Origin of the sequence: Roseivivax halodurans JCM 10272 (assembly GCF_000521785.1) — a bacterium.
Lineage (GTDB): Bacteria > Pseudomonadota > Alphaproteobacteria > Rhodobacterales > Rhodobacteraceae > Roseivivax > Roseivivax halodurans.
Window position 1 is genome coordinate 38,123 of record NZ_JALZ01000002.1, and the last position, 21,084, is coordinate 59,206.

General features: G+C 66.1%; 19 protein-coding genes and 1 tRNA gene. 14 read left to right on the forward strand and 6 right to left on the reverse strand.

What is annotated here, in order from left to right; translation table 11 throughout:
- Positions 1–49: 49 nt before the first annotated feature.
- The gene (gene serA / locus OCH239_RS02540) at positions 50–1,645 is read left to right on the forward strand and encodes a phosphoglycerate dehydrogenase (RefSeq protein ID WP_037258303.1); all 1,596 of its coding nucleotides are present in this window, start codon (positions 50–52) and stop codon (positions 1,643–1,645) included.
- On the opposite strand, the gene OCH239_RS21605 is transcribed toward serA, so the two are convergent.
- A complete protein-coding gene (locus tag OCH239_RS21605; protein ID WP_051489194.1) occupies positions 1,617–2,081 on the reverse strand; it encodes a response regulator in 465 nt (154 codons plus the stop codon). The genes serA and OCH239_RS21605 overlap by 29 nt on opposite strands.
- Positions 2,082–2,380: 299 nt before the next feature.
- On the opposite strand from OCH239_RS21605, the gene fdhF reads away from it, so the two are divergent.
- The 12 genes from fdhF (at position 2,381) to OCH239_RS02605 (ending at position 17,025) form a co-directional block, all read left to right on the forward strand.
- On the forward strand, positions 2,381–5,167 hold the full coding sequence (fdhF, locus tag OCH239_RS02550) for a formate dehydrogenase subunit alpha (protein ID WP_037258307.1): 2,787 nt from the start codon (positions 2,381–2,383) through the stop codon (positions 5,165–5,167).
- A gap of 173 nt (positions 5,168–5,340) precedes the next feature.
- A complete protein-coding gene (locus OCH239_RS02555; protein WP_037258311.1) occupies positions 5,341–5,760 on the forward strand; it encodes a DUF2383 domain-containing protein in 420 nt (139 codons plus the stop codon).
- A gap of 172 nt (positions 5,761–5,932) precedes the next feature.
- Positions 5,933–7,909 (forward strand): AMP-binding protein, encoded by a 1,977-nt coding sequence (locus tag OCH239_RS02560; protein WP_037258314.1) that lies wholly within the window; start codon positions 5,933–5,935, stop codon positions 7,907–7,909.
- Positions 7,910–8,051: 142 nt separating this feature from the next.
- Positions 8,052–8,807, forward strand: coding sequence for an ABC transporter ATP-binding protein (locus tag OCH239_RS02565; RefSeq protein ID WP_244430292.1), 756 nt, complete (start codon positions 8,052–8,054; stop codon positions 8,805–8,807).
- A 28-nt stretch (positions 8,808–8,835) separates the two neighbouring features.
- Entirely contained in the window at positions 8,836–9,789 is a 954-nt protein-coding gene (locus OCH239_RS02570; protein ID WP_037258320.1) for a branched-chain amino acid ABC transporter permease, read from the forward strand.
- Position 9,790: 1 nt separating this feature from the next.
- Entirely contained in the window at positions 9,791–10,006 is a 216-nt protein-coding gene (locus tag OCH239_RS02575; RefSeq protein ID WP_037258324.1) for a hypothetical protein, read from the forward strand.
- 64 nt (positions 10,007–10,070) lie between these two features.
- Positions 10,071–11,147 (forward strand): branched-chain amino acid ABC transporter permease, encoded by a 1,077-nt coding sequence (locus tag OCH239_RS02580; protein ID WP_037258327.1) that lies wholly within the window; start codon positions 10,071–10,073, stop codon positions 11,145–11,147.
- A 41-nt stretch (positions 11,148–11,188) separates the two neighbouring features.
- Positions 11,189–12,481, forward strand: coding sequence for an ABC transporter substrate-binding protein (locus tag OCH239_RS02585; RefSeq protein ID WP_037258331.1), 1,293 nt, complete (start codon positions 11,189–11,191; stop codon positions 12,479–12,481).
- A 112-nt stretch (positions 12,482–12,593) separates the two neighbouring features.
- On the forward strand, positions 12,594–13,421 hold the full coding sequence (locus OCH239_RS02590; RefSeq protein WP_037258334.1) for an ABC transporter ATP-binding protein: 828 nt from the start codon (positions 12,594–12,596) through the stop codon (positions 13,419–13,421).
- A 142-nt stretch (positions 13,422–13,563) separates the two neighbouring features.
- On the forward strand, positions 13,564–13,845 hold the full coding sequence (locus OCH239_RS02595; protein ID WP_037258337.1) for an HdeA/HdeB family chaperone: 282 nt from the start codon (positions 13,564–13,566) through the stop codon (positions 13,843–13,845).
- A 214-nt stretch (positions 13,846–14,059) separates the two neighbouring features.
- The gene (locus OCH239_RS02600) at positions 14,060–15,280 is read left to right on the forward strand and encodes a phenylacetate--CoA ligase family protein (protein ID WP_037258340.1); all 1,221 of its coding nucleotides are present in this window, start codon (positions 14,060–14,062) and stop codon (positions 15,278–15,280) included.
- Positions 15,281–15,336: 56 nt separating this feature from the next.
- A complete protein-coding gene (locus tag OCH239_RS02605; protein ID WP_037258344.1) occupies positions 15,337–17,025 on the forward strand; it encodes a peptidoglycan-binding protein in 1,689 nt (562 codons plus the stop codon).
- A 161-nt stretch (positions 17,026–17,186) separates the two neighbouring features.
- On the opposite strand, the gene ykgO is transcribed toward OCH239_RS02605, so the two are convergent.
- Positions 17,187–17,312: a type B 50S ribosomal protein L36 gene (gene ykgO / locus OCH239_RS02610; protein WP_008562923.1), complete on the reverse strand. Its 126-nt coding sequence runs from the start codon at positions 17,310–17,312 to the stop codon at positions 17,187–17,189.
- Positions 17,313–17,404: 92 nt separating this feature from the next.
- Positions 17,405–17,479: transfer RNA gene (locus tag OCH239_RS02615), tRNA-Val, on the reverse strand.
- Positions 17,480–17,639: 160 nt separating this feature from the next.
- On the opposite strand from OCH239_RS02615, the gene OCH239_RS02620 reads away from it, so the two are divergent.
- The gene (locus OCH239_RS02620) at positions 17,640–18,503 is read left to right on the forward strand and encodes an N-formylglutamate amidohydrolase (protein WP_037258347.1); all 864 of its coding nucleotides are present in this window, start codon (positions 17,640–17,642) and stop codon (positions 18,501–18,503) included.
- Here the strand turns inward: OCH239_RS02620 and lpxK are convergent, their stop codons facing one another.
- The 3 genes from lpxK to OCH239_RS02635 are packed head-to-tail and all read right to left on the reverse strand — an operon-like array spanning position 18,504 to position 20,936.
- Positions 18,504–19,484, reverse strand: coding sequence for a tetraacyldisaccharide 4'-kinase (gene lpxK, locus OCH239_RS02625; RefSeq protein ID WP_037258350.1), 981 nt, complete (start codon positions 19,482–19,484; stop codon positions 18,504–18,506).
- A complete protein-coding gene (locus tag OCH239_RS02630; RefSeq protein ID WP_037258353.1) occupies positions 19,484–20,692 on the reverse strand; it encodes a 3-deoxy-D-manno-octulosonic acid transferase in 1,209 nt (402 codons plus the stop codon). The genes lpxK and OCH239_RS02630 overlap by 1 nt, the downstream gene beginning before the upstream one ends.
- Before the next feature lie 4 nt (positions 20,693–20,696).
- Positions 20,697–20,936, reverse strand: a complete 240-nt coding sequence (locus OCH239_RS02635; protein ID WP_037258355.1) for a DUF4170 domain-containing protein — start codon at positions 20,934–20,936, stop codon at positions 20,697–20,699.
- Positions 20,937–21,084 lie beyond the last annotated feature (148 nt).

Below are 21,084 nucleotides of genomic sequence, written 5' to 3' on the forward strand. Positions count from 1 at the left end.
CGGCCTTCCTCCCCGAGATACAAGTATCGCTTCCGAAAGGACTCCGCCCATGGCTCCCCGTGTGCTCATTTCCGACAAGCTCTCCGAAGCTGCCATCCAGATCTTCAAGGATCGCGGTATTGAGGTCGACTTCCAGCCCGACCTCGGCAAGGACAAGGACAAGCTCGCCGAGGTGATCGGCGATTACGACGGCCTCGCCATCCGTTCGGCCACCAAGGTCACGCCCAAGATCCTCGAGAACGCGGGCAACCTGAAGGTCATCGGCCGCGCCGGCATCGGCACCGACAACATCGACAAGGACGAGGCCTCGAAGCGTGGCATCATCGTGATGAATACGCCCTTCGGCAACATGATCACCACCGCCGAGCACGCCATCGCGATGATGTTCGCGGTCGCGCGGCAGATCCCCGAGGCCTCCGCCTCGACCCATGCCGGCAAGTGGGAGAAGTCCCGCTTCATGGGCACCGAGCTGACCGGCAAGACGCTCGGCGTGATCGGCGCGGGCAATATCGGCGGCATCGTCTGCGACCGCGCCCGCGGCCTGCGCATGAAGGTCATCGCGTACGATCCCTTCCTCGGCCAGGAGAAGGCCGACAAGATGGGCGTCGAGAAGGTCGAGCTCGACGAGCTTCTCAAGCGCTCGGACTTCATCACGCTGCACGTGCCGAAGACCGACCAGACCGCCAACATCCTCTCGCGCGAGAACCTCGAGAAGACCAAGAAGGGCGTCCGGATCATCAACTGCGCCCGCGGCGGCCTCGTCGATGAAGAGGCGCTGGCGGATCTGCTGAAGTCGGGCCACGTGGCCGGCGCGGCCTTCGACGTCTTCGCCGAGGAGCCCGCGACGGAGAACCCGCTCTTCGGTCTGCCGAACGTGGTCTGCACGCCCCATCTCGGTGCTGCGACGACCGAGGCGCAGGAGAACGTCGCCCTGCAGGTGGCCGAGCAGATGGCCGACTACCTGCTGACCGGTGCCGTGACCAACGCGCTCAACATGCCCTCGGTGACCGCCGAGGAGGCCAAGATCATGGGGCCGTGGATCAAGCTCAGCGACCATCTCGGCAACTTCATCGGTCAGATGACCGACGAGCCGATCAAGGCGATCAACATCCTCTACGACGGGCAGGCGTCCGAGATGAACCTCGAGGCGCTCAACTGCTCGGTGATCGCGGGCATCATGAAGAGCATCAATCCCGAGGTGAACATGGTCTCGGCGCCGCTCATCGCGAAGGAGCGGGGGGTCAAGATCTCGACCACCAACCAGGCTCAGTCTGGCGCGTTCGAGGGCTACATCAAGGTGACCGTCGTCACCGACAAGCGCGAGCGCTCGATCGCCGGCACGGTGTTCTCGGACGGCAAGCCGCGCTTCATCCAGATCAAGGGCATCAACATCGATGCCGAGATCGGGCGCCACATGCTCTACACCACGAACGAGGACGTGCCGGGCATCATCGGCACACTCGGCAACACAATGGGCTCGAACGGCGTGAACATCGCCAACTTCACCCTCGGCCGGAAGGCGGCGAAGGGCGAGGCCATCGCACTCCTCTACGTGGACGACCGCGTTCCGGACGACGTCATCAAAAAGCTGCACGACACCGGCATGTTCCGGCAAATCAAGCCGCTGCAGTTCGACGTCGCCTGACCGGAACAGGCGCAAACCGACCGTCGCGCCCCTCGTCCGGGCGCGGCGGCACGATGCCGGCTGCGCCCAGCAGCTGGCGCAGGGCCGCGACGTTGACCTCGTCCTTGGGCAGCACAGCGAGCGCCCGCGCGGCCTTGGCCTTGGCGTACATGAACGGCGACGGCCAATCAGACAGCAGGGCGAGAGGGGTTCCGGCAAAACGCAGATCCGACGCGATTTCCATAGCGAAATCCGCGCCTCGCCCGTCGGGCAGGGCATTGTCGAGAAGGATCATGTCGACCGGCATGGCCGCAAGGAGCGCCTTCGCCTCTGCTATCGACCCCGCGCATACGACCTCGGACCGCGCATCGATGAGAGCGACCAGACGCCTGAGCGTCGCCTGGCAGGTGGCAGATGCCTCGACATAGAGAATCCGGGCAGTGTCGTGTCGTGACATGATGCGCCCCCGAAGGCATTGTTTCCTCCACGCAAGCCTCGCACCGAGATCTTGAGAAAGCCCTAATCCCGTCTTGACTGCAGCCATTTGTCGGTGTTGCGGCGTCTTTCGCACGCGTGGCACGCTTGCGGCACCCGGCCGCTTTTGCCGCGTCCGAGACGCTCTCCGTGCCGCTGCGCGGAACGGTGCCGCCGATAGGAAGCCGGAGCGGCGCAAAATCCCGGCAGGATGTCGGAATTGATCGCGGCGCGGGGCCGCCGCCGATAGAAGGGGGCAAACGCGCAGGGAGGCGCTTTCCCATGTCCGACACGATCCGCTTCACGCTCGACGGACGAGACGCCGTCGCCGAACCCGGCCAGACCATCTGGGACGTGGCGCATGGACAGGGTCTGAAGATCCCGCATCTCTGCCACCGGCCCGAGCCCGGCTACCGCCCCGACGGCAATTGCCGCGCCTGCATGGTCGAGGTCGAGGGTGAGCGGAACCTCGTCGCCTCCTGCATCAGAGAGCCGAAGGACGGCATGGTCGTGACGACGGACAGCGGCCGTGCGACCCAGGCGCGGAGGATGGTGGTCGAGATGCTGATGGCCGATCAGCCGCAGCGCGACGCCTCGCACGACCGTTCCAGCCATTTCTGGGACATGGCCGATGCGCAGGGCGTGACCGGGAGCCGCTTCCCCGCCATGAAGGCCGAGCAGATCCCCCTGCTCGACGACAGCCACGTCGCGATGCGCGTCAATCTCGACGCCTGCATCCAGTGCAATCTCTGCGTCCGCGCGTGCCGCGAAGTTCAGGTCAACGACGTCATCGGCATGGCGAACCGGGGCCACAACGCGCTTCCCGTTTTCGATTTCGACGACCCGATGGGGCAATCCACCTGCGTCGCCTGCGGCGAATGCGTGCAGGCCTGCCCGACAGGGGCTCTGATGCCGGCGAGCGTGGTCGACGAGCATCAGGTCGGCGACCGCGCCGATTACGACAGCGAGGCCAAGAGCATCTGCCCGTTCTGCGGCGTCGGCTGTCAGGTTTCCGTCAAGGTCAAGGATGGCAAGGTGAAATACGTGGAGGGCATCAACGGTCCCGCCAACGAAGGCCGCCTCTGCGTCAAGGGCCGTTTCGGCTTCGACTACATCCACCACCCCCACCGGCTGACGAAACCGCTGGTGCGGAGGGACGATGCGCCGTCCAAGGATCTCGACGTCGATCCCGCAAATCCCTGGACGCATTTCCGCGAGGCGACCTGGGAAGAGGCACTCGACCGCGCCGCGCACGGGCTCGCTGACCTTCGCTCCTATTACGGCGGCAAGAGCGTCGCGGGCTTCGGCTCGGCCAAGTGCACGAACGAGGAGGCCTATCTCTTCCAGAAGCTCATCCGGCAGGGCTTCAAGCACAACAACGTCGATCACTGCACCCGCCTCTGCCATGCGTCCTCAGTCGCGGCGTTGATGGAGAACGTCGGGAGCGGCGCAGTAACCGCCAGCTTCAACGAGATCGAGAACGCCGACATCGCGATCATCATCGGCGCCAATCCGACCGAGAACCATCCGGTCGCCGCGACCTTCTTCAAACAGTTCGCCAAGAATGGCGGCAAGCTCGTGGTGATGGATCCGCGCGGGCAGGGCGGGCTCGAGCGGCACGCCTGGAAGAATATGAAGTTCCGCCCGGGAACCGATGTCGCGCTGCTGAATGCGATCATGAACGTGATCGTCGAGGAAAAGCTCTACGACCGGCAATACATCGAGGGCTTCACAGAGGGCTTCTTCGAATTCCGCGACCACATCCGGGCCTTCACGCCGGACCGCATGGCCGATCTCTGCGGCATCGACGCGGAGACGATCCGCGAGGTGGCACGGGCCTTCGCCGATGCGCGCGCGGGGATGATCTTCTGGGGCATGGGCATTTCGCAGCACATTCACGGCACCGACAATTCGCGCTGCCTCATCTCGCTCGCGCTGCTCTGCGGCCATGTCGGCCGACCGGGTACGGGCCTGCATCCGCTGCGCGGCCAGAACAACGTGCAGGGCGCATCGGACGCGGGCCTCATTCCACAGGTGATGCCGGATTATCAGGCCGTGACCGATGCAGAGGTGCGCGACCTCTTCCGACACATCTGGCGGGGCACCGAGATCGACGCGACGCCCGGCCTCACGGTCGTCGAGATCATCGACCGCGCCTATCGTGGCGAGATCCGGGGCATGTACGTCCTCGGCGAGAACCCCGCGATGTCGGATCCGGACGTCTCCCACGCCCGAAAGGCGCTCTCGAAGCTCGATCACCTCGTCGTACAGGACATCTTCCTGACGGAGACGGCGATGTTCGCCGACGTGATCCTGCCCGCCGCGGCGCTGCCCGAAAAGACCGGCACGGTGACAAACACCAACCGTCAGGTCCAGATGGTGCGCCCCGCCGTGCCATCCCCGGGAGAGGCGCGCGAGGACTGGCGCATCGTGGTCGACATGGCGCGGCGGCTCGGGCTCGACTGGGACTACACGCATCCGCGCGAGGTCTTCGACGAGATGAAGATGTCGATGTTCTCGCTCCACCACATCACGTGGACGCGGCTTGAGGCCGAAGGCGCGGTCACCTATCCCTGCCGCGGCCCCGACGATCCCGGGCAGGAGGTGGTCTTTGGCGACGGCTTCCCGCGGCGCGCCGGCCGCGCTCGGTTCACGCCCGCCCGGGTGACGCCGCCCGCCGAGGTACCCGACGAGAGCTATCCCATGATCCTGACGACGGGACGGCAGCTCGAGCATTGGCACACGGGCTCGATGACCCGGCGGGCGAGCGTGCTCGATGCGGTCGAGCCCGCGGCGAACTGCTCCCTCCACCCCTCGACCCTGCGCAAGCTCGGCGTCGCGCCGGGCGGGATGGTGCGCCTGACGACGCGGCGCGGCGCGCTCGACGTCATGGCGCGGGCGGACCGCAATGTCGCGCCGGACATGGTCTTCCTGCCCTTCGCCTATGTCGAGGCGGCGGCGAACATCCTTACCAACTCTGCGCTCGATCCGTTCGGCAAGATCCCTGAATTCAAGTATTCGGCCGTCCGTGTCGAGGCCGCGGCATCGGAACGCCTCGCGGCGGAGTAAGGGCGCGGGCGAACTCTGAGGCATGCTCCGAGGGCCCCGGGTCGCTGCCGCATCCGGCCGCACGGAGCCGCGGCGGCGACTGGCGGGAGCCCGCGCAAGCTCCGCGCGCAGGGGAACGCCGCCGCGCGGAGCCTCGTTCTTCCTGCGATCTTCACGCGCAAGGAGGCGCAGAGATGGATACCCAGATCGAGAAGGTTCAGGAGCTGCTGAACCGCGTCGTCGATGCCAAGGCGGGCTTCGAGGTGATGGTGGACAAGGCCGAGCCCGAGTTCCGACCGGTTCCGCTCAAGTTCCGCGAAACCCACCATCAGCACATTCAGCGCATCTCGGCCATCATCACCGCGATGGGGGGCGATGCGGACGACAGCGGCAGTCTCTTCGCGACGGTGAACCGTACGGTCGTCTCGCTCCGATCGCTCGTCGACGAGATCGACGCCGATGTCATGCACCGCGTCCGCGAGGGCGAGGATCACGTGATCGAGGCTTTCGACGAGGCCATCAACGCGCTGAACGGCAGCCGTCATCGCGACGAACTGATCGAGATGCGAGGCGAGATACAATCGCTGCTGACGGAGACGGCCGGCACGCGGTGACCCCGCCGCGTGGCCTCGGGGCATCGCGGTCTGTATCGCGATGCCTCAACACAATCGTTGACCCGCGTCCCCGACACTGCATGATGCGGTAGCGCCGAAGCGGCGAGATCAACGATATGCTCCGGGAGGACTCCCCGAACGCGGGGTGCGGAGCATCAGGGAGGACAGACGGTTGGCGGACGAGGCCCGAGACGCAGGGAATCTGCGCTCCATTCCTGCGTTGCTGAAGCGCAATGCGGAGCGGTTCGCCGATCGTCCGGCCTATCGCGAGAAGGAATACGGGATCTGGCAGAGCTGGACCTGGTCTGAGACTGCCGAGGAGGTCGAGGCACTTGCGCTCGGCCTCCTCGAATTGGGGGCCAAAAAGGGCGATTTCGTCGCGATCATCGGCCGCAACCGCCCCTATCTCTACTGGTCGATGGTCGCCGCCGAGATGGTCGGCGCAATTCCGGTGCCGCTCTATCAGGACAGCGTCGCGGACGAGATGGCCTACGTTCTCGACCATTGCGGTGCCCGCTTCGTGATCGCGGGCGACCAGGAGCAGGTCGACAAGGTCATGGAGGTCGCCGAGGGACTGCATCAGTTCGAGCAGCTCGTCTATCTCGATCCGCGCGGGATGCGGAAATACGGACATGATCACCTGACGTCCTTTGCCGAGGTCCAGAGGAGGGGCCGCGCCGCGCGAAATGCCCGGGCGCAGGACCTCGCGGCGCGATGGAGCGGCCTCGGCTACGACGACACCTGCGTCATGCTCTACACCTCGGGCACCACCGGAAAGCCGAAGGGCGTAGTGCTCTCGAACCGCAACATCATCGAGACCGCGAAAGCCTCGGCCGGGTTCGATCACCTGACCGAGGCCGAGGAGGTGCTCGCCTATCTGCCGATGGCGTGGGTCGGGGACTTCATCTTCTCGATCGGTCAGGCCTACTGGGCGGGGTTCTGCGTGAACTGCCCCGAGAGCGCGGACACGATGATGACCGACCTGCGGGAGATCGCGCCGACCTACTATTTTGCGCCGCCGCGGGTCTTCGAGACGCAGCTTACGCAGATCATGATCCGCATGGAGGACGCGGGCGCACCGAAGCGGCGCATGTTCCGGCATTTCCTCGATCACGCGCGGCGTGTCGGACCGGACCTGCTCGACGGCAAGCCCGTCAGCGCGGCAGACCGGGCGAAATACGCGCTCGGCGAGGTTCTGGTCTACGGGCCGCTGAAGAATACGCTCGGGTTCAGCCGCATCCGCGTGGGCTATACGGCGGGCGAGGCGATCGGGCCCGAGATCTTCGATTTCTACCGCGCTCTCGGCATCAACCTCAAACAGCTCTACGGGCAGACCGAGGCCTCGGTCTTCATCACCCAGCAGCCGGACGGCGAGGTGCGCTCGGACACGGTCGGGGTGCCCTCTCCCGGGGTGGAGCTGAAGATCGGCGAGACCGGCGAGGTCTTCTACCGCTCGCCGGGGACCTTCGTCGAGTATTACAAGAACGCCTCGTCGACCGCCGACACCAAGGATGCCGAGGGCTGGGTCGCGACGGGGGATGCGGGCTTCATCGAGGAAGGCTCAGGCCACCTGCGGATCATCGACCGGGCCAAGGACGTGGGCCAGATGGCGGACGGCGCGCTCTTTGCGCCGAAATACGTGGAGAACAAGCTCAAGTTCTATCCCAACATCCTCGAGGCGGTGGTCTTCGGCGCAGGGCGCGAGCGCTGCTGTGCCTTCATCAACATCGACCTGACCGCGGTCGGGAACTGGGCCGAGCGAAACAACATCGCCTACGCGTCCTATCAGGAACTGGCGCAGCACCCTCAGGTGCTCGACATGATCCAGGCCAATGTCGAGGAGACGAATGCGAGCGTGGCGAATGACGAGATGCTGTCGGGGTGCCAGGTGCATCGGTTCCTTGTGCTGCACAAGGAGCTTGATGCCGACGACGGCGAGCTGACGCGGACCCGCAAGGTGCGCCGCAAGATCATCGCCGAGAAGTTCGCGGACCTGGTCGCTGCGCTCTACGACGGTTCGGACGAGATCTACACCGAGACGGAAGTGACCTACGAGGACGGGCGCAAGGGCAGGATCCGGGCGACGCTCCAGATCCGCGACGCGAGAACGGCGCCGGTCGTGGCGCCGGTGCGTGAGGCGGCGGAATGACGGGTGACGTGCGCCTTCGGCGACACCCCACCCGCCATCCCGCCGGGGGCGTGATGCGTGTTGCGGTGAATAAGGACAGGGCGGCGTGAAGGATACCGAAGGGTACGTGACCGCGGACGGGCGGCAGATCGGCGGCGTGCTGATGGAGATGCGGAACATCACGCTGCGCTTCGGCGGCGTGGTCGCGATCAACGGCATATCCTTCGACATCCGGGAGGGCGAGATCCGCGCCATCATCGGCCCGAACGGCGCCGGCAAGTCCTCGATGCTGAACATCATCTCGGGCTTCTACACGCCGAGCGAGGGCGAGGTGCTCTATCGCGGCGAGCGGCGCCCGGCGATGAAACCGTACGAGGTCGCCCGGATGGGCGTCGCGCGGACGTTCCAGAACATTGCTCTTTTCGAGGGGATGACGGTGCTCGACAACGTCATGACAGGACGGCTGACGCATATGCATGCCGGGACGCTGTCGCAGGCGCTGTGGTTCGGCCGCGCCCGCGATGAGGAGATGGAGAACCGCGAGAAAGTCGAGCGGGTGATCGACTTCCTCGAAATCCAGAACATCCGCAAGACGCCGGTCGGGCGGCTGCCCTACGGTCTCAAGAAGCGGGTCGAACTGGCGCGGGCTCTCGCCGCCGAGCCGTCGCTCCTGCTGCTCGACGAGCCCATGGCGGGCATGAACGTCGAGGAGAAGGAGGACATGTCCCGCTTCATTCTCGACGTGAACGACGAGTTCGGCACGACGATCTGCCTCATCGAGCACGACATGGGCGTGGTCATGGACCTCTCGGACCGCGTCGTCGTGATGGATTACGGCAGGAAGATCGGCGATGGCGTGCCCGACGAGGTGCGGCGCAGCCAGGACGTGATCGACGCCTATCTGGGGGTGCCGCATTGAGCGGCGATCCGGGAGCTTTGGAGGACAGATGATCTACGACGTTTTCGTGGCCCCTTTCGCGGACATGATCGAGGCGCCGGACTTCCTGATGCAGGTTCTCTGGGAAGGGCTCGTATCGGGCATCCTCTACGCGCTGATCGCGCTCGGTTTCGTGCTGATCTACCGCTCGAGCCGGATCTTCAACTTCGCGCAGGGGATCATGGTCGTGTTCGCGGCACTGACGCTCGTCGGCCTACACGCTGCGGGCCTGCCGGCGTGGATCGCGGTGGCGGCGACGCTCGTCGTCATGTTCGTGCTCGCGGTCACGGTGGAGCGCGTGGTTCTGCGCCCACTCGTCGGGCAGCCGGACATCATCCTCTTTATGGCGACGATCGGGATCACGCTCTTCCTGATCGGCTTCGGCGAGATCATCTTCGGCGGCGAGAACAAGGTCATGATCACCGAGGAACTCGGCATTCCGACCGGCGACTTCGTGTTCGAGCCCTTCGGAGGCCTGCTGATCCTGCAGCAGCTCGACGTGACCGTGGTGATCGTGGCGGCGCTGCTCGTCTGCGCGCTGCTGGCATTCCTCAATTTCACGCGCATGGGCCGGGCGATCCGGGCGCTCGGCGACGATCATCAGGCGGCCCTTTCGGTCGGCATCTCGCTTCAGACGATCTGGGTGCTGGTGTGGTTCATCGCCGGGATCATCGCGCTCGTCACCGGCATTGCCTGGGGCGCCCGGGCGGGCGTCTCCTTCGCGCTCGAGGTCATCGCTTACAAGGCGCTGCCGGTCCTGATGCTGGGCGGGCTCGAGAGCATAACGGGCGCCATCGTCGGGGGCCTCATGATCGGCGTTCTCGAAAAGGTGTTCGAGATCTACTGGGGGCAGCCGCTTCTCGGCGGGAACACCGAGACTTGGTTCGCCTTCGTGCTGGCGCTGATCGTGCTGCTGTTCCGGCCGCAGGGGCTCTTCGGCGAGCGGATCATCGAGAGGGTCTGAGGTGAACACGGGCAGTCTCAAGGCGCTCCGGGGCGTGATGCTGGCAGTGGCCGTGCTCGGCACGATCGCGTTGCTCTGGGGCTTTGCACAAGGGGGCGGTTCGGTCTTCGGGCTCGTCACCCTGATCCCGCTCTGGCTCATCGCTGGCTTTGCGGACTGGCAGCTCTCGGGGCGTTGGGACGGTATCTTCGGAGCGGTCTTCGGGGCGCGCCGCTGACGGACAGGCGGGCGACGCGCCCGCAGGGAAGGACGCCGGCAATCGCCGGCGAGGGAGGATCCAGATGCTCTACCGCACGGCGGGACAGTTCAAGACGAGCTACCAGGCGGACCAGGCGCTGTTCCCGGTGCGGCAGGATGCGATCCTGCTCGGGGTCATCCTGATCTTCGCATGGGTCGTACTGCCGATGACGGCGAGCGAGTTCGCCTTCCAGACCATGCTGATCCCGGTGCTGATCTACGCGCTGGCGGCAATGGGGCTCAACATCCTGACGGGCTATGCCGGGCAGCTCTCGCTCGGCACCGGCGCTTTCATGGGGGTGGGGGCCTACGCCTGCTACAAGATGGTCACCCTGATGCCGTGGATGAACCCGGTGGTGGCGATCCTGCTTGCGGGTGTCTTCAGCGCGGGCGTCGGCGTCGCCTTCGGCATTCCCTCGCTCCGCATCAAGGGGTTCTATCTCGCGATCGCCACGCTGGCGGCGCAGTTCTTCCTCGTCTGGCTCTTCGAGAAATGGGCGTGGCTCTATAACTACAACGCCAGCGGAGCGATCCAGGTGCCGAACCTCGACATGTTCGGACTCTGGGTCTCGGGGCCGCAGGCGGCGTCGGTCACGCAGTATTACCTGGTTCTGGGCGTCGTGACGCTGATGACCCTCCTCTGCATCAACCTCACCCGCGGCAATCTCGGACGGACGTGGAAGGCGACGCGGGACATGGACATCGCCGCGGAGCTCATCGGCATCAACCTGATGAAGTCCAAGCTCACCGCCTTCGCCATCTCGTCCTATGTCGTCGGTGTCGCCGGGGCGATGTACGTCTTCATGTGGAAGGGTGCGGCGGAGCCCAACGTCTTCGACATCCCGCTCAGCTTCCAGGTTCTCTTCATTGCGATCATCGGCGGGCTCGGCTCGATCCTCGGCAACTTCCTCGGGGCCATCCTGATCGTCGGGCTGCCGGTGGCGCTGAACCTTCTGCCGAACGCGCTCGGCATTCCGATCTCGTCCGCGACGGTCGAGCACCTGAACGTCATGATCGTCGGCGCGCTCATCATCTTCTTCCTGATCATCGAACCGCACGGGCTCGCCCGGCTCTGGGCGCTGATCCGGGAAAAGCTCATCGTGTGGCCGTTCCCCTACTGACGGGGCGGCGCCTTAAAAAGAGAACAGGGAGGAACAAAGCGATGAAGAGACTGACGACACTGGCCGCGGCGGCGGCGCTTCTGGCCACGGGCGCCGTGGCGCAGGAGCTCTACGCCCCGAACCTCGCCTATCGCACCGGGCCCTTCGCGGCGACGGGCATCCCGCTCATGAACGGGCAGGCGGATTACTTCACCCTGCTCAACGAGCGTGACGGCGGCATCGGCGGGGTGAAGATCAACTTCGACGAATGCGAGACGGGCTATTCCACCGAGCAGGGCGTCGAGTGCTATGAGAAGACCAAGGCGCGGGCGATCGTCACGCAGCCCTGGTCCACCGGCATCACACTTCAGGTCCTGCCGAAGACCAATGTCGACGAGATCCCGATCCTCGCGCCCGGCTACGGCTTCTCGCCGATGGCTGACGGGCGCGTCTTCCAATGGGCGTTCAACATTCCCTCGTCCTACTGGGACGGCGCGTCGATGATCCTCAACTACATCGAGCAGGAGGACGGCGACCTCGAGGGCAAGAAGGTGGCCTTCCTGCACCTCGACCACCCCTTCGGCAAGGAGCCGCTGCCGTTCATGGAGGCGAAGGCCGAGGAGAAGGGCTTTGAGCTGCTGCCGATCCCGGTCGGCCTCAAGGAGATGCAGAACCAGTCGGCTCAGTGGCTGCAGATCCGCCGCGAGCGCCCCGATTACGTCGTCATGTGGGGCTGGGGTGCGATGAATGCCGGCGCCATCACCGAGGCGGTGAAGACGCGGTATCCCATGGAGAACTTCTACGGCGTCTGGTGGGCGAGCCATGACGCGGATCTCAATCTCGTTGGCGAGGACGGCGCGGGCTACAAGGCGATCTCGTGGTCCTATCCGAACCTCGAGGCGCCGCTCATCGCGGACCTCAAGGAGCACGTGATCGATGCGGGGCTCAGCCAGACCAACGAGGAGGAGATGCAGGGCGTGTTCTACAACCGCGGCCTCGTCATCTCGATGATCCTCGCCGAGGGAATCCGCGCCGCGCAGGAGGAATTTGGCGAGGCCGAGATCACGCCGACGCAGCTGCGCTGGGGGCTCGAGAACCTCGAGATCACCGACGCCCGCCTCGAGGAGCTCGGAATGACGGGTATGGTCCCGCCGTTCTCCACCTCCTGCGCCGACCATACCGGTCATTCGGGCGGATGGATGCTTGAATGGGACGGGGAGCAGTTCCAGAAGGTGTCCGACCATCTGATGCCGGAAACCGAGGTGATCTCGGCGCTAGAGAAGCAGGCGGCGCAGGAATACGCGGACTCGAACGCCCCCTGGCCGGTGAACGAAGAGTGCAACGTGGGCGGCTGATCGCTCCTGACCCGGCGGCGGCGCGGATGACCGCTGCCGGGATCGGTCCGGATATTTACATCAAGAAGAAGGGAGGGCGCGGCGCGCCGTCCCCGGTCGAGGGAAGGCTGACATGCTGGACGCGAGCGAGACGCAGGCCGAGACGCTGCTCGAGGTCAACAACATCGAGGTGATCTACAACCACGTGATCCTCGTGCTGAAGGGCGTCTCGCTGAGCGTGAAGGAAGGCGGGATCACGGCTCTCCTCGGCGGCAACGGCGCGGGCAAGACGACGACGCTCAAGGCGATCTCGAACCTGCTGCATTCCGAGCGCGGGGAGGTCACCAAGGGCTCCATCCTCTATCGCGGCGAGCGGGTCCAGCATCTCGACCCGGCAGCGCTCGTGAAGAAGGGCGTCATCCAGGTGATGGAGGGGCGGCACTGCTTCGGGCACCTGACGGTCGAGGAGAACCTGAGAACCGGCGCCTATACGCGGCGCGACGGCAAGGGGGCGATCGAGGCCGATCTCGACATGGTCTACACTTACTTCCCGCGGCTGAAGGAACGGCGGCGCAGCCAGGCCGGCTACACGTCGGGCGGCGAGCAGCAGATGTGCGCGATTGGAAGGGCGCTGATGTCGCGTCCCGAGACCATCCTCCTCGACGAGCCGTCCATGGGCCTCGCCCCGCAGCTCGTCGAGCAGATCTTTGAGATCGTGCGCGCGGTGAACGAGGGGGAGGGTGTGTCATTCCTCCTCGCCGAGCAGAACACCAACGTGGCGCTGAGATACGCCCATGCCGGGTACATTCTCGAGAACGGGCGCGTGGTGATGGAGGGGACGGCTCAGGCCCTGAGAGAGAACGACGACGTGAAGGAATTCTACCTCGGCGTATCGGACGAGGGACGCCGTTCCTTTCGCAACGTTCGCTCCTACCGGCGGCGCAAGCGCTGGCTGTCTTGACCCGGCGCAGGGCATTATGAGGTAAGCCGCTCGGCAGACGCTTCAATCACGATTTGTTTGAGCCTTTTCAGGAACGTGGCCCGGTCGTCGCGAGTTGGTGCGGCACATGCCCGACTGGGTTTCGACGCTTTAGGAGAGAGCAATGAAGACGACCGCAGCACTTATCGCCGCACTCGGCCTCACCACCGCAGTTGCAGCTCCCGCATTCGCACAGGAAGAGATGGACGTCGCGGCAGTGACTTGTGCCGAGTTCGATGACATGGACGACGCCGGCAAGATGGCAGTGGCCGAAGCCCTCGTCACCGAGCTGGAATCCATGGAGAACGTCGACGCCGCGATGGTCGAGCTCGAAGGCGTATGCGACGAGCCGAACAACGAGGACAGCGCTGTCCTGACGGCTCTGACTGCCGGCAGCGCCAACTAAGATCCCTCCGGATCATCAGGTATGCTTTGAGGCCGCGTTCCGACGCGGCCTTTTTGCCGTCCGGCCTAGGGGCGTCTTTTGCCCCCGGTGTTATCTGATAGCGTGGCCCCTGTTAGTGCATGACCCGGCCAGTTCGCCGAGGTGAGAGGGAGGAGGCGCACGTGACAGATCGATTCTCGCGAATTGCTACAGAGGCCGGCCAAGGAGGCGTGGTGTGACCAGCTATTACGACGCTCTGGAGACCCGCAGCCCGGACGAGCGCGAGGCTGCGTTGGCCGAAGCTCTTCCCGAACAGATCGCCCGCGCCAAGGCACTGCCGGGATACGCCGATGCGCTCAGAGACGTGGATCCGAAAGCGGTCGCAGGGCGAGAGGCGCTCGCTGCGTTGCCGGTTCTGCGCAAGTCGGCGCTCGGAGCGGCGCAGGCCTCATCGGCGCCGTTCGGCGGGTTCACCACCAGGACGCCGTCCGGGTTCGCTCATGTCTTCCAGTCGCCGGGTCCGCTCTACGAGCCCGGCGGGCGCGGACGTGACTGGTGGCGCATGGGGCGCTTCCTCAATGCCTGCGGAATCGGACCGGGGGACGTTATCCAGAACTGCTTCGGCTATCACCTGACACCCGCCGGCATGATCTTCGAGAACGGGGCCGAGGCGGTGGGCGCGGCGGTCCTGCCCGCCGGGATCGGTCAGACCGAATTTCAGGCCCGGGCCGCGCACGACATCGGAACAACTGGGTATGCCGGCACGCCCGACTACCTCAAGGTCATCCTCGAGAAGGCGGACGAGCTGGGGCTCTCGACGCAGATCACCAAGGCCGCGGTGTCGGGTGGAGCGCTCTTTCCCTCCCTCAGGGACTGGTACCTAGATCGCGGCATCACCTGCCTGCAGGCCTATGCCACTGCCGATCTCGGCAACGTCGCGTACGAGACATCGGCAATGGAAGGGCTGATCGTCGACGAGGGCGTGATCGTCGAGATCGTGACCCCCGGCACCGGCGATCCGGTCGCGGCAGGCGAGGTCGGTGAGGTCGTCGTCACCACGCTCAACCCCGACTACCCGCTGATCCGGTTCGCGACCGGTGATCTTTCTGCGGTGATGGAGGGGCAGAGCCCGTGCGGGCGCACCAACATGCGCATCAGGGGCTGGATGGGCCGCGCGGACCAGACCACCAAGATCAAGGGCATGTTTGTGCGGCCCGAGCAGGTCGCGGCTCTCGTCGCGCGCCACCCCGAGATCGAGAAGGTCCGCGTTGTGGCAGGGCGCGAGAAGGACACCGACACGATGACCGTCCGGATCGAGGCCGCAGGCGGGGACGAGGCCGCCTTTTCCCCAAGCGTCGCGGAGGTGCTTAAGCTCAAGGGCACGATCGAGATCGTCGCCCCCGGAAGCCTGCCGAAAGACGGCATCGTCATCGAGGATACCCGGACCTACGAGTGAGGCGCGCACCTCGCGCAGCCGAGCGCTCGGCCCGGAGGCAAGACAAGGAGACAGACATGATTCGACATCTGACTGCGGCGGCGCTGATCGCGCTCGCCCCCGGCAGCGTGCTTGCCGCGGGTGATGCGCTGGTCTTGGCAAACGGCGAATACGAGGAATTGCCGCGCCTTGCGGGTGCGAACCGGGTGCTTGCGGGAGCGTCCGCGCTCGAGGAGCGCGGCTTCGACGTCGTGCGGAGGGTCGAGGGCACGGCCGGCGAGATGCGCGAGAGCGTCGCGCAATTCGTCGCCGGGCTGGAGGACGACGCGACGCACGTTGCGGTGGTCCTGTCCGGCCGTTTTGTGCACAGCGCGTCGGAGACATACCTGCTCTCCGTCGACATCGCGGATCCGGTCGACGAGGCCGGCGTGCTGACCGATGCGGTCTCTGTCTCTTCCCTGCTCGGGATCCTCGCCGAATTTTCCGGGCAGGCCGTGCTGCTCCTTGCCGAAGACGACATGGCTCCGCTCGAGGGGGCGCGCTTTCTCTCGGCGGGATCCGGGGAGATCGACCCGCCGCAGGGCGTGAGCCTCGTGCGGGGAACTCCGCGTGAGATCGAGCAGCTGGTGCGCGACGACCTTGCCCGGCCACAGCGCAATTTTGTCGAGGCGGTGAGCGACGCGGGTCTCGACCTCGAGGGCTATGCGCCATCCGAGCTCATCTTCGTGACGCAGGCGATGGCCGACGAGGCCGCTTCGGGCGGAGAGCCGGATGATCGCGGCGAGGCGAGGCTCTGGTCCTCGGTCACGGAGCGCGACGACATTGCCGGATACGAGACATATCTCTCGGCCTATCCCGAGGGGCCGAACGCCGCGGAGGCCCGCAACCGGATTGCTGAGCTTCGCGACGCACCGCGCCGCCGGGCCGAGGAAACCGAGGCTGCGTTGAACCTCAGCCGTAGCGAGCGGCAGGAGGTTCAGGGCGATTTGACCACGCTCGACTACGACACGCGCGGGGTGGACGGCATCTTCGGCGAGGGGAGCCGCCGCGCGATCTCGCGCTGGCAGGACGCCAACGGGGAGGATGCGACCGGCTACCTGACCGAGGCGCAGGTCGACCGCATCGCGGCGCAGGCGCAGCGCGCCGAAGCGGAACAGGCCCGCCGAGCAGAGGAGGAGCGCCGAGAGCGTCAGCGCCGCGACGATGCCTATTGGCGCGATCTTGGCGACAACCCCGATGCGCAGGCCCTTCGCGGCTATATCGACCGTTTCCCGAACGGCTCGCATGTGCAGGAAGCGAAGCAACGCTTGAATCGGCTCGAGGACAATGCCCGTGAGCAGGCTGCGGAGCGTGACCGCAACGCCTTCGATCACGCCCGCGATGCCGACACCGTCAAAGCCTACGGCCGATATCTCGACGAGTGGCCGAACGGCGCGTTCGTCGGCCGGGCGCAGGACAGGATCGCGGCCCTCCGCGACGCGCAGAAGCCAAAGAACGAAAACAAGAACAACGGCAACGGCGGCGATGGCAATTCGCGTGCGGCAGCCGAAGAGCAGTCGCTCACCCTGCCGCAGCCCGCGCGGGCGCTGGCCGAGCAGCGGCTGAGCTCGATGGGTTTCGATGCCGGCGTGCCGGACGGGAATTTCGATGCGAACACCCGGAAGGCGCTGCGCCGGTACCAGGATGCCCGCGGTATTCCCGTCAGCGGCTATCTCGACCGTGCGACCGCGCAGCAGCTTCTGCAGGATTCGATATTCGGCCGCTGAGGATACGCTTGGTCACTTGACCTGGCCCGGGCGCGTTTCGATGCGCGTCCGGCGCCTGGCCCTCTCGGACTTCGAAAGCAACCGGGGTGCCCAGTAGCCTGCGCCAAATGCGAAAGGCCGCCCCGAGGGGCGGCCATTTCGTCCGTCAAAGTCGCTCGACTTCAGCCCTGACGGGCCTTGAAGCGGCGCTGCGTCTTGTTGATCACGTAGACGCGGCCCTTGCGCCGCACAACGCGGCAATCGCGATGGCGGTTCTTGAGCGAGCGGAGAGAGTTCTTGACCTTCATCGGTCTGCTCCTCATGTCGCGGCGCTCGGTCGCGCCAGTCAGGTTACGGGCACCTCGCACTGGCCTACGGCCCGCGAGGCGGTGAATGGCGATGGTGGGCGGTACTGGGATCGAACCAGTGACCCCTACGATGTCAACGTAGTGCTCTACCGCTGAGCTAACCGCCCGTTATCACCTGCGCTTTACGGCTCCTGCGCAACCCCAGAAAAGAATGGGGCGCGGGAGCCCCGCGCCGGTAAGCGGGGTCTATAAATAGAGTCGCAGGTGGGATCAAGGGGCTTTTGGGAACGGATGATATCGGACTATGTTTGGCCTTGAGGAGAGCGAATGCCCAAGGTTGCCTACCACCTCTTTCGTCCGGAGGCACTGACCTCCTGCGTGGTCTTCGCCTCGCCGCATAGCGGGCGCGACTATCCCTGGTCGTTCCTGCGGCATACGCTGCTCGACGAGCATTCGATCCGTTCCTCCGAGGACGCCTATGTCGACAGGCTCTTCGACTGCGCACCGCAATATGGCGCGGCGTTCCTGAAGGCGGGGGCGCCGAGGGCGTTCATCGATCTCAACCGCGCTGCCGACGAACTCGATCCTGCGCTGATCGAGGGGGTCCGCCGCATGGGACACAATCCGCGCGTCGCCTCGGGGCTCGGGGTCGTGCCGCGGGTCGTCGCGAACGGGCGGGCGATCTACCATGGAAAGCTGCCGTTGACTGAGGCGGATCGCCGCATCCGGGACTATTGGCGGCCCTACCACCGGGCTCTGCAATCCTGCCTCGACGAGGCGCAGCTCGCCTTTGGCGAATCGGTCCTGCTCGACTGTCATTCGATGCCGCACGAGGCGGTCGACGGGCTCGCCCGAGGCGGAGCCAAACGCCCCGATATCGTGATCGGAGACCGCTTCGGGGCTTCGGCTTCGGCACATGTCGTCGACAGAATCGAGGCGGCCTTCACCTCGGCAGGGCTTTCGGTGACGCGGAACACGCCCTTCGCCGGCGCATTCATCACGCAGCATTACGGGCGTCCGGCGCGGCGGCAGCATGCTGTTCAGATCGAGATCGACCGGGCCATCTACATGGACGAGGTCCGCATCCGCCCCAACGCGAACTTCCATGCCTTCCGGCGGATCCTGCGCGGGGTAATCGCCGAAGTTGCGGCGATCGGGAACGCTCAGTCCCGACCTCTCGCCGCGGAGTGATCAGAAGAGGCGATCGAGCGCGGCATCGAGCGGCGCGGGATCGTCGAGGCGCAGCCGGACGGGAAGGGTCAGCACCTTCTGACGGAAGCTGTCCGGCAGTCTCACCGCATCCTTCTCGGTTGTCACGAGCTGCGCGCCGAGAAGCCGGGCCTCGGTCTCGAGCCGCGTCATCAGCGCCTGCGTCAGCGGCTGGTGATCCTCGAGGGCTTCGGCGCGCTTGAGGTCGGCCCCGAGGCCCCGCAGCGTGGCGAAGAACTTGTCCGGATGGCCGATCCCGGCGAAGGCGAGGCTCGGCAGTCCGTCCCAATCCATGCCCGTCTGAAGTGGCTCGAGCGCCCCTGTCAGGTGCGGGATCGCGATCCTGTCACCCCATGCCTCCGCAAACCGCGCCTGCATCTCGGCCGGCCCGATGGAGAGCAGCATGTCCGCACGTGCGAGGCCGTCGGCGACGGGCTCGCGTAGCGGCCCGGCCGGCAGGCAGAGTCCGTTGCCGAAGCCCTTGGCCGCATCCACCACGATCAGCGAGAGGTCCTTGGCGACGCTCGGATTCTGGAAGCCGTCGTCGAGGACGATGACATCCGCTCCCCCGGTCTGCGCCGCCTTCGCTCCTGCAGCACGGTCGCGTGAGACGACGACCGGCGCGAAGGCTGAGAGCAGAAGCGGCTCGTCCCCCACCGCCTTGGCGTCTTGGATCCTGGGCTCGACCCGAACCGGACCGGCCTCTTGCCCTCCGTAGCCGCGCGAGACGACCCAAGGCGTGAGACCGCGGGCGGTCAGGCGCTCGAGGAGGGCGATCACGGTTGGCGTCTTTCCGGTGCCCCCGGCATTGAGATTGCCGATGCAGATCACGGGAACCTCGGGTCGGAATGTCGGGGCTTGTGCGACGCGCCGGGCCGTGGCTCGCGCGGTCAGAGCGCCGAGGGGCGAAAGGACACGCGCCGCAACGCCCGGAGGGCGATCCCAGAACGCAGGAGCCCGCATCAGGCGGCGCCCTCCTGCGGGCGCGGCCGGGGTTCGTCGAGGAGGTCGATGATCCTGTCGATGACCGCGTCGGTCGCCGCCGCCCCGCGCGAGACGATGTCCCAGCCGGCATGTGCCATGGCCGCCGCGCGGTCGGGCGCAACGAGTTGGGAGACCGCTCCGGCCAGCGAATCGACGTCCCGCACGATCCTGGCCGCACCCCCTTCGACGAGCGTCGAATAGGCGGCGAGGTAGCGTCCCACATTGGGGCCGTACAGGATCGCCGTTCCGAGCGCCGCCGCCTCGTAGGGATCGCTCCCGCCATGTCCGGGCGCGAGCGAGCCGCCGAGAAATGCAAGCGGCGCAATACGATACCAGAGGCCGAGCTCTTCGGGCGCGGCGCAGAGAACGACCTGCGTGTTCTCGTCCGGCATCTCGCCCTCGTCCCAGCGGCAGAGGCGCATGCCGGTGGCCTCGGCCGCATCCCGGGCGGCCGCGCCGTCGGTTTCGCTCATCGAAACGGTGACGAGGATCAGCCGGTGCGACAACCGGACCGCACGGCGGTGGGCCTCGACCACCTGCTGGGCTTCGGCTGCGCGCAGGCGTGCGGCGAGCCAGACCGGGCGTCCCGCAAGCGCGCTCATGACCTCCTCGTGGAGGTCGTCGTTGCAGTCGAGGGGCATGGTCGTCTCGGTCAGAGCGGCTCCGCGGCGCAGGCGGGTACCCGACAGGGAAACGCGGGGCAGGCGGCGTTCGGCGGCGGCGTCGGGAAGGAAGATCGTGTCGAAGAGTCCGAGAAGCGCGGGGACGGGATCGGGGAGCCAGCGGGGGGCAGGGGTCGAATGGGCATCGCCGCCGGGGTCGATATGGAGGAGCGGGATGCCTTGTTCGGCCGCGGACCAGAGCAGTGCAGGGCGGAGGCGCGCGCCCTCCCAGACGCAGATGTCGGGGCGCCAGTGCTCTAGGAAGCCGTTGATATCCTGTGGTGTTTCCGGGGGGAGAGGCTCCGGGCCGTCCTCCCATTCGCCGGTGCGGAGGATCGCGATCTCGGGCCTGTTCTGGGCGAAGCGGGCCGCGAGGGTCGCGAGGGCGCGCGAGGCGGCGAGCGATCCGGCATGCAGCCAGACGACCGGGCCGCGCGGGCGGGGAGGCCGGTCCGGGGGCACGCCGGGGCTGCGCTCGCGCGCCATCGAAAAGTAGGTCTGGATGGAAAAGGGGCGCTTTGCCAAAGCCTTACGTCAACTCCTCGGTCGGCGATGCGGCGGCTTCCTCGTCGCGGAGGCGGTGGAGATGCGCGATGTAGTAACGCATATGCGCGTTGTCGACGGTCTTCTGCGCCCATTCCTTCCAGGCGTCGAAGGCCGAGGCGTAGTCGGGAAAAATCCCAACGATATGAATGTCATCGACGTTGCGGAACTGGTTCTTCGACGGCGTGACGAGCTCTCCGCCGAAGACGAGGTGCAGGCGCTGCATGGATGGTGTCCTCTCGATGCTCCCTCCCCTGTCGAAACCCTACGACAGGGGGCAGTTTCGTACAATCCGTACGAAATTCGCGTCGTTTCGTACGGTTTTCCGGTCGTTCTCGCAGGCGCGGGGGTCGGCGCGCACGACTTGGCCCAAT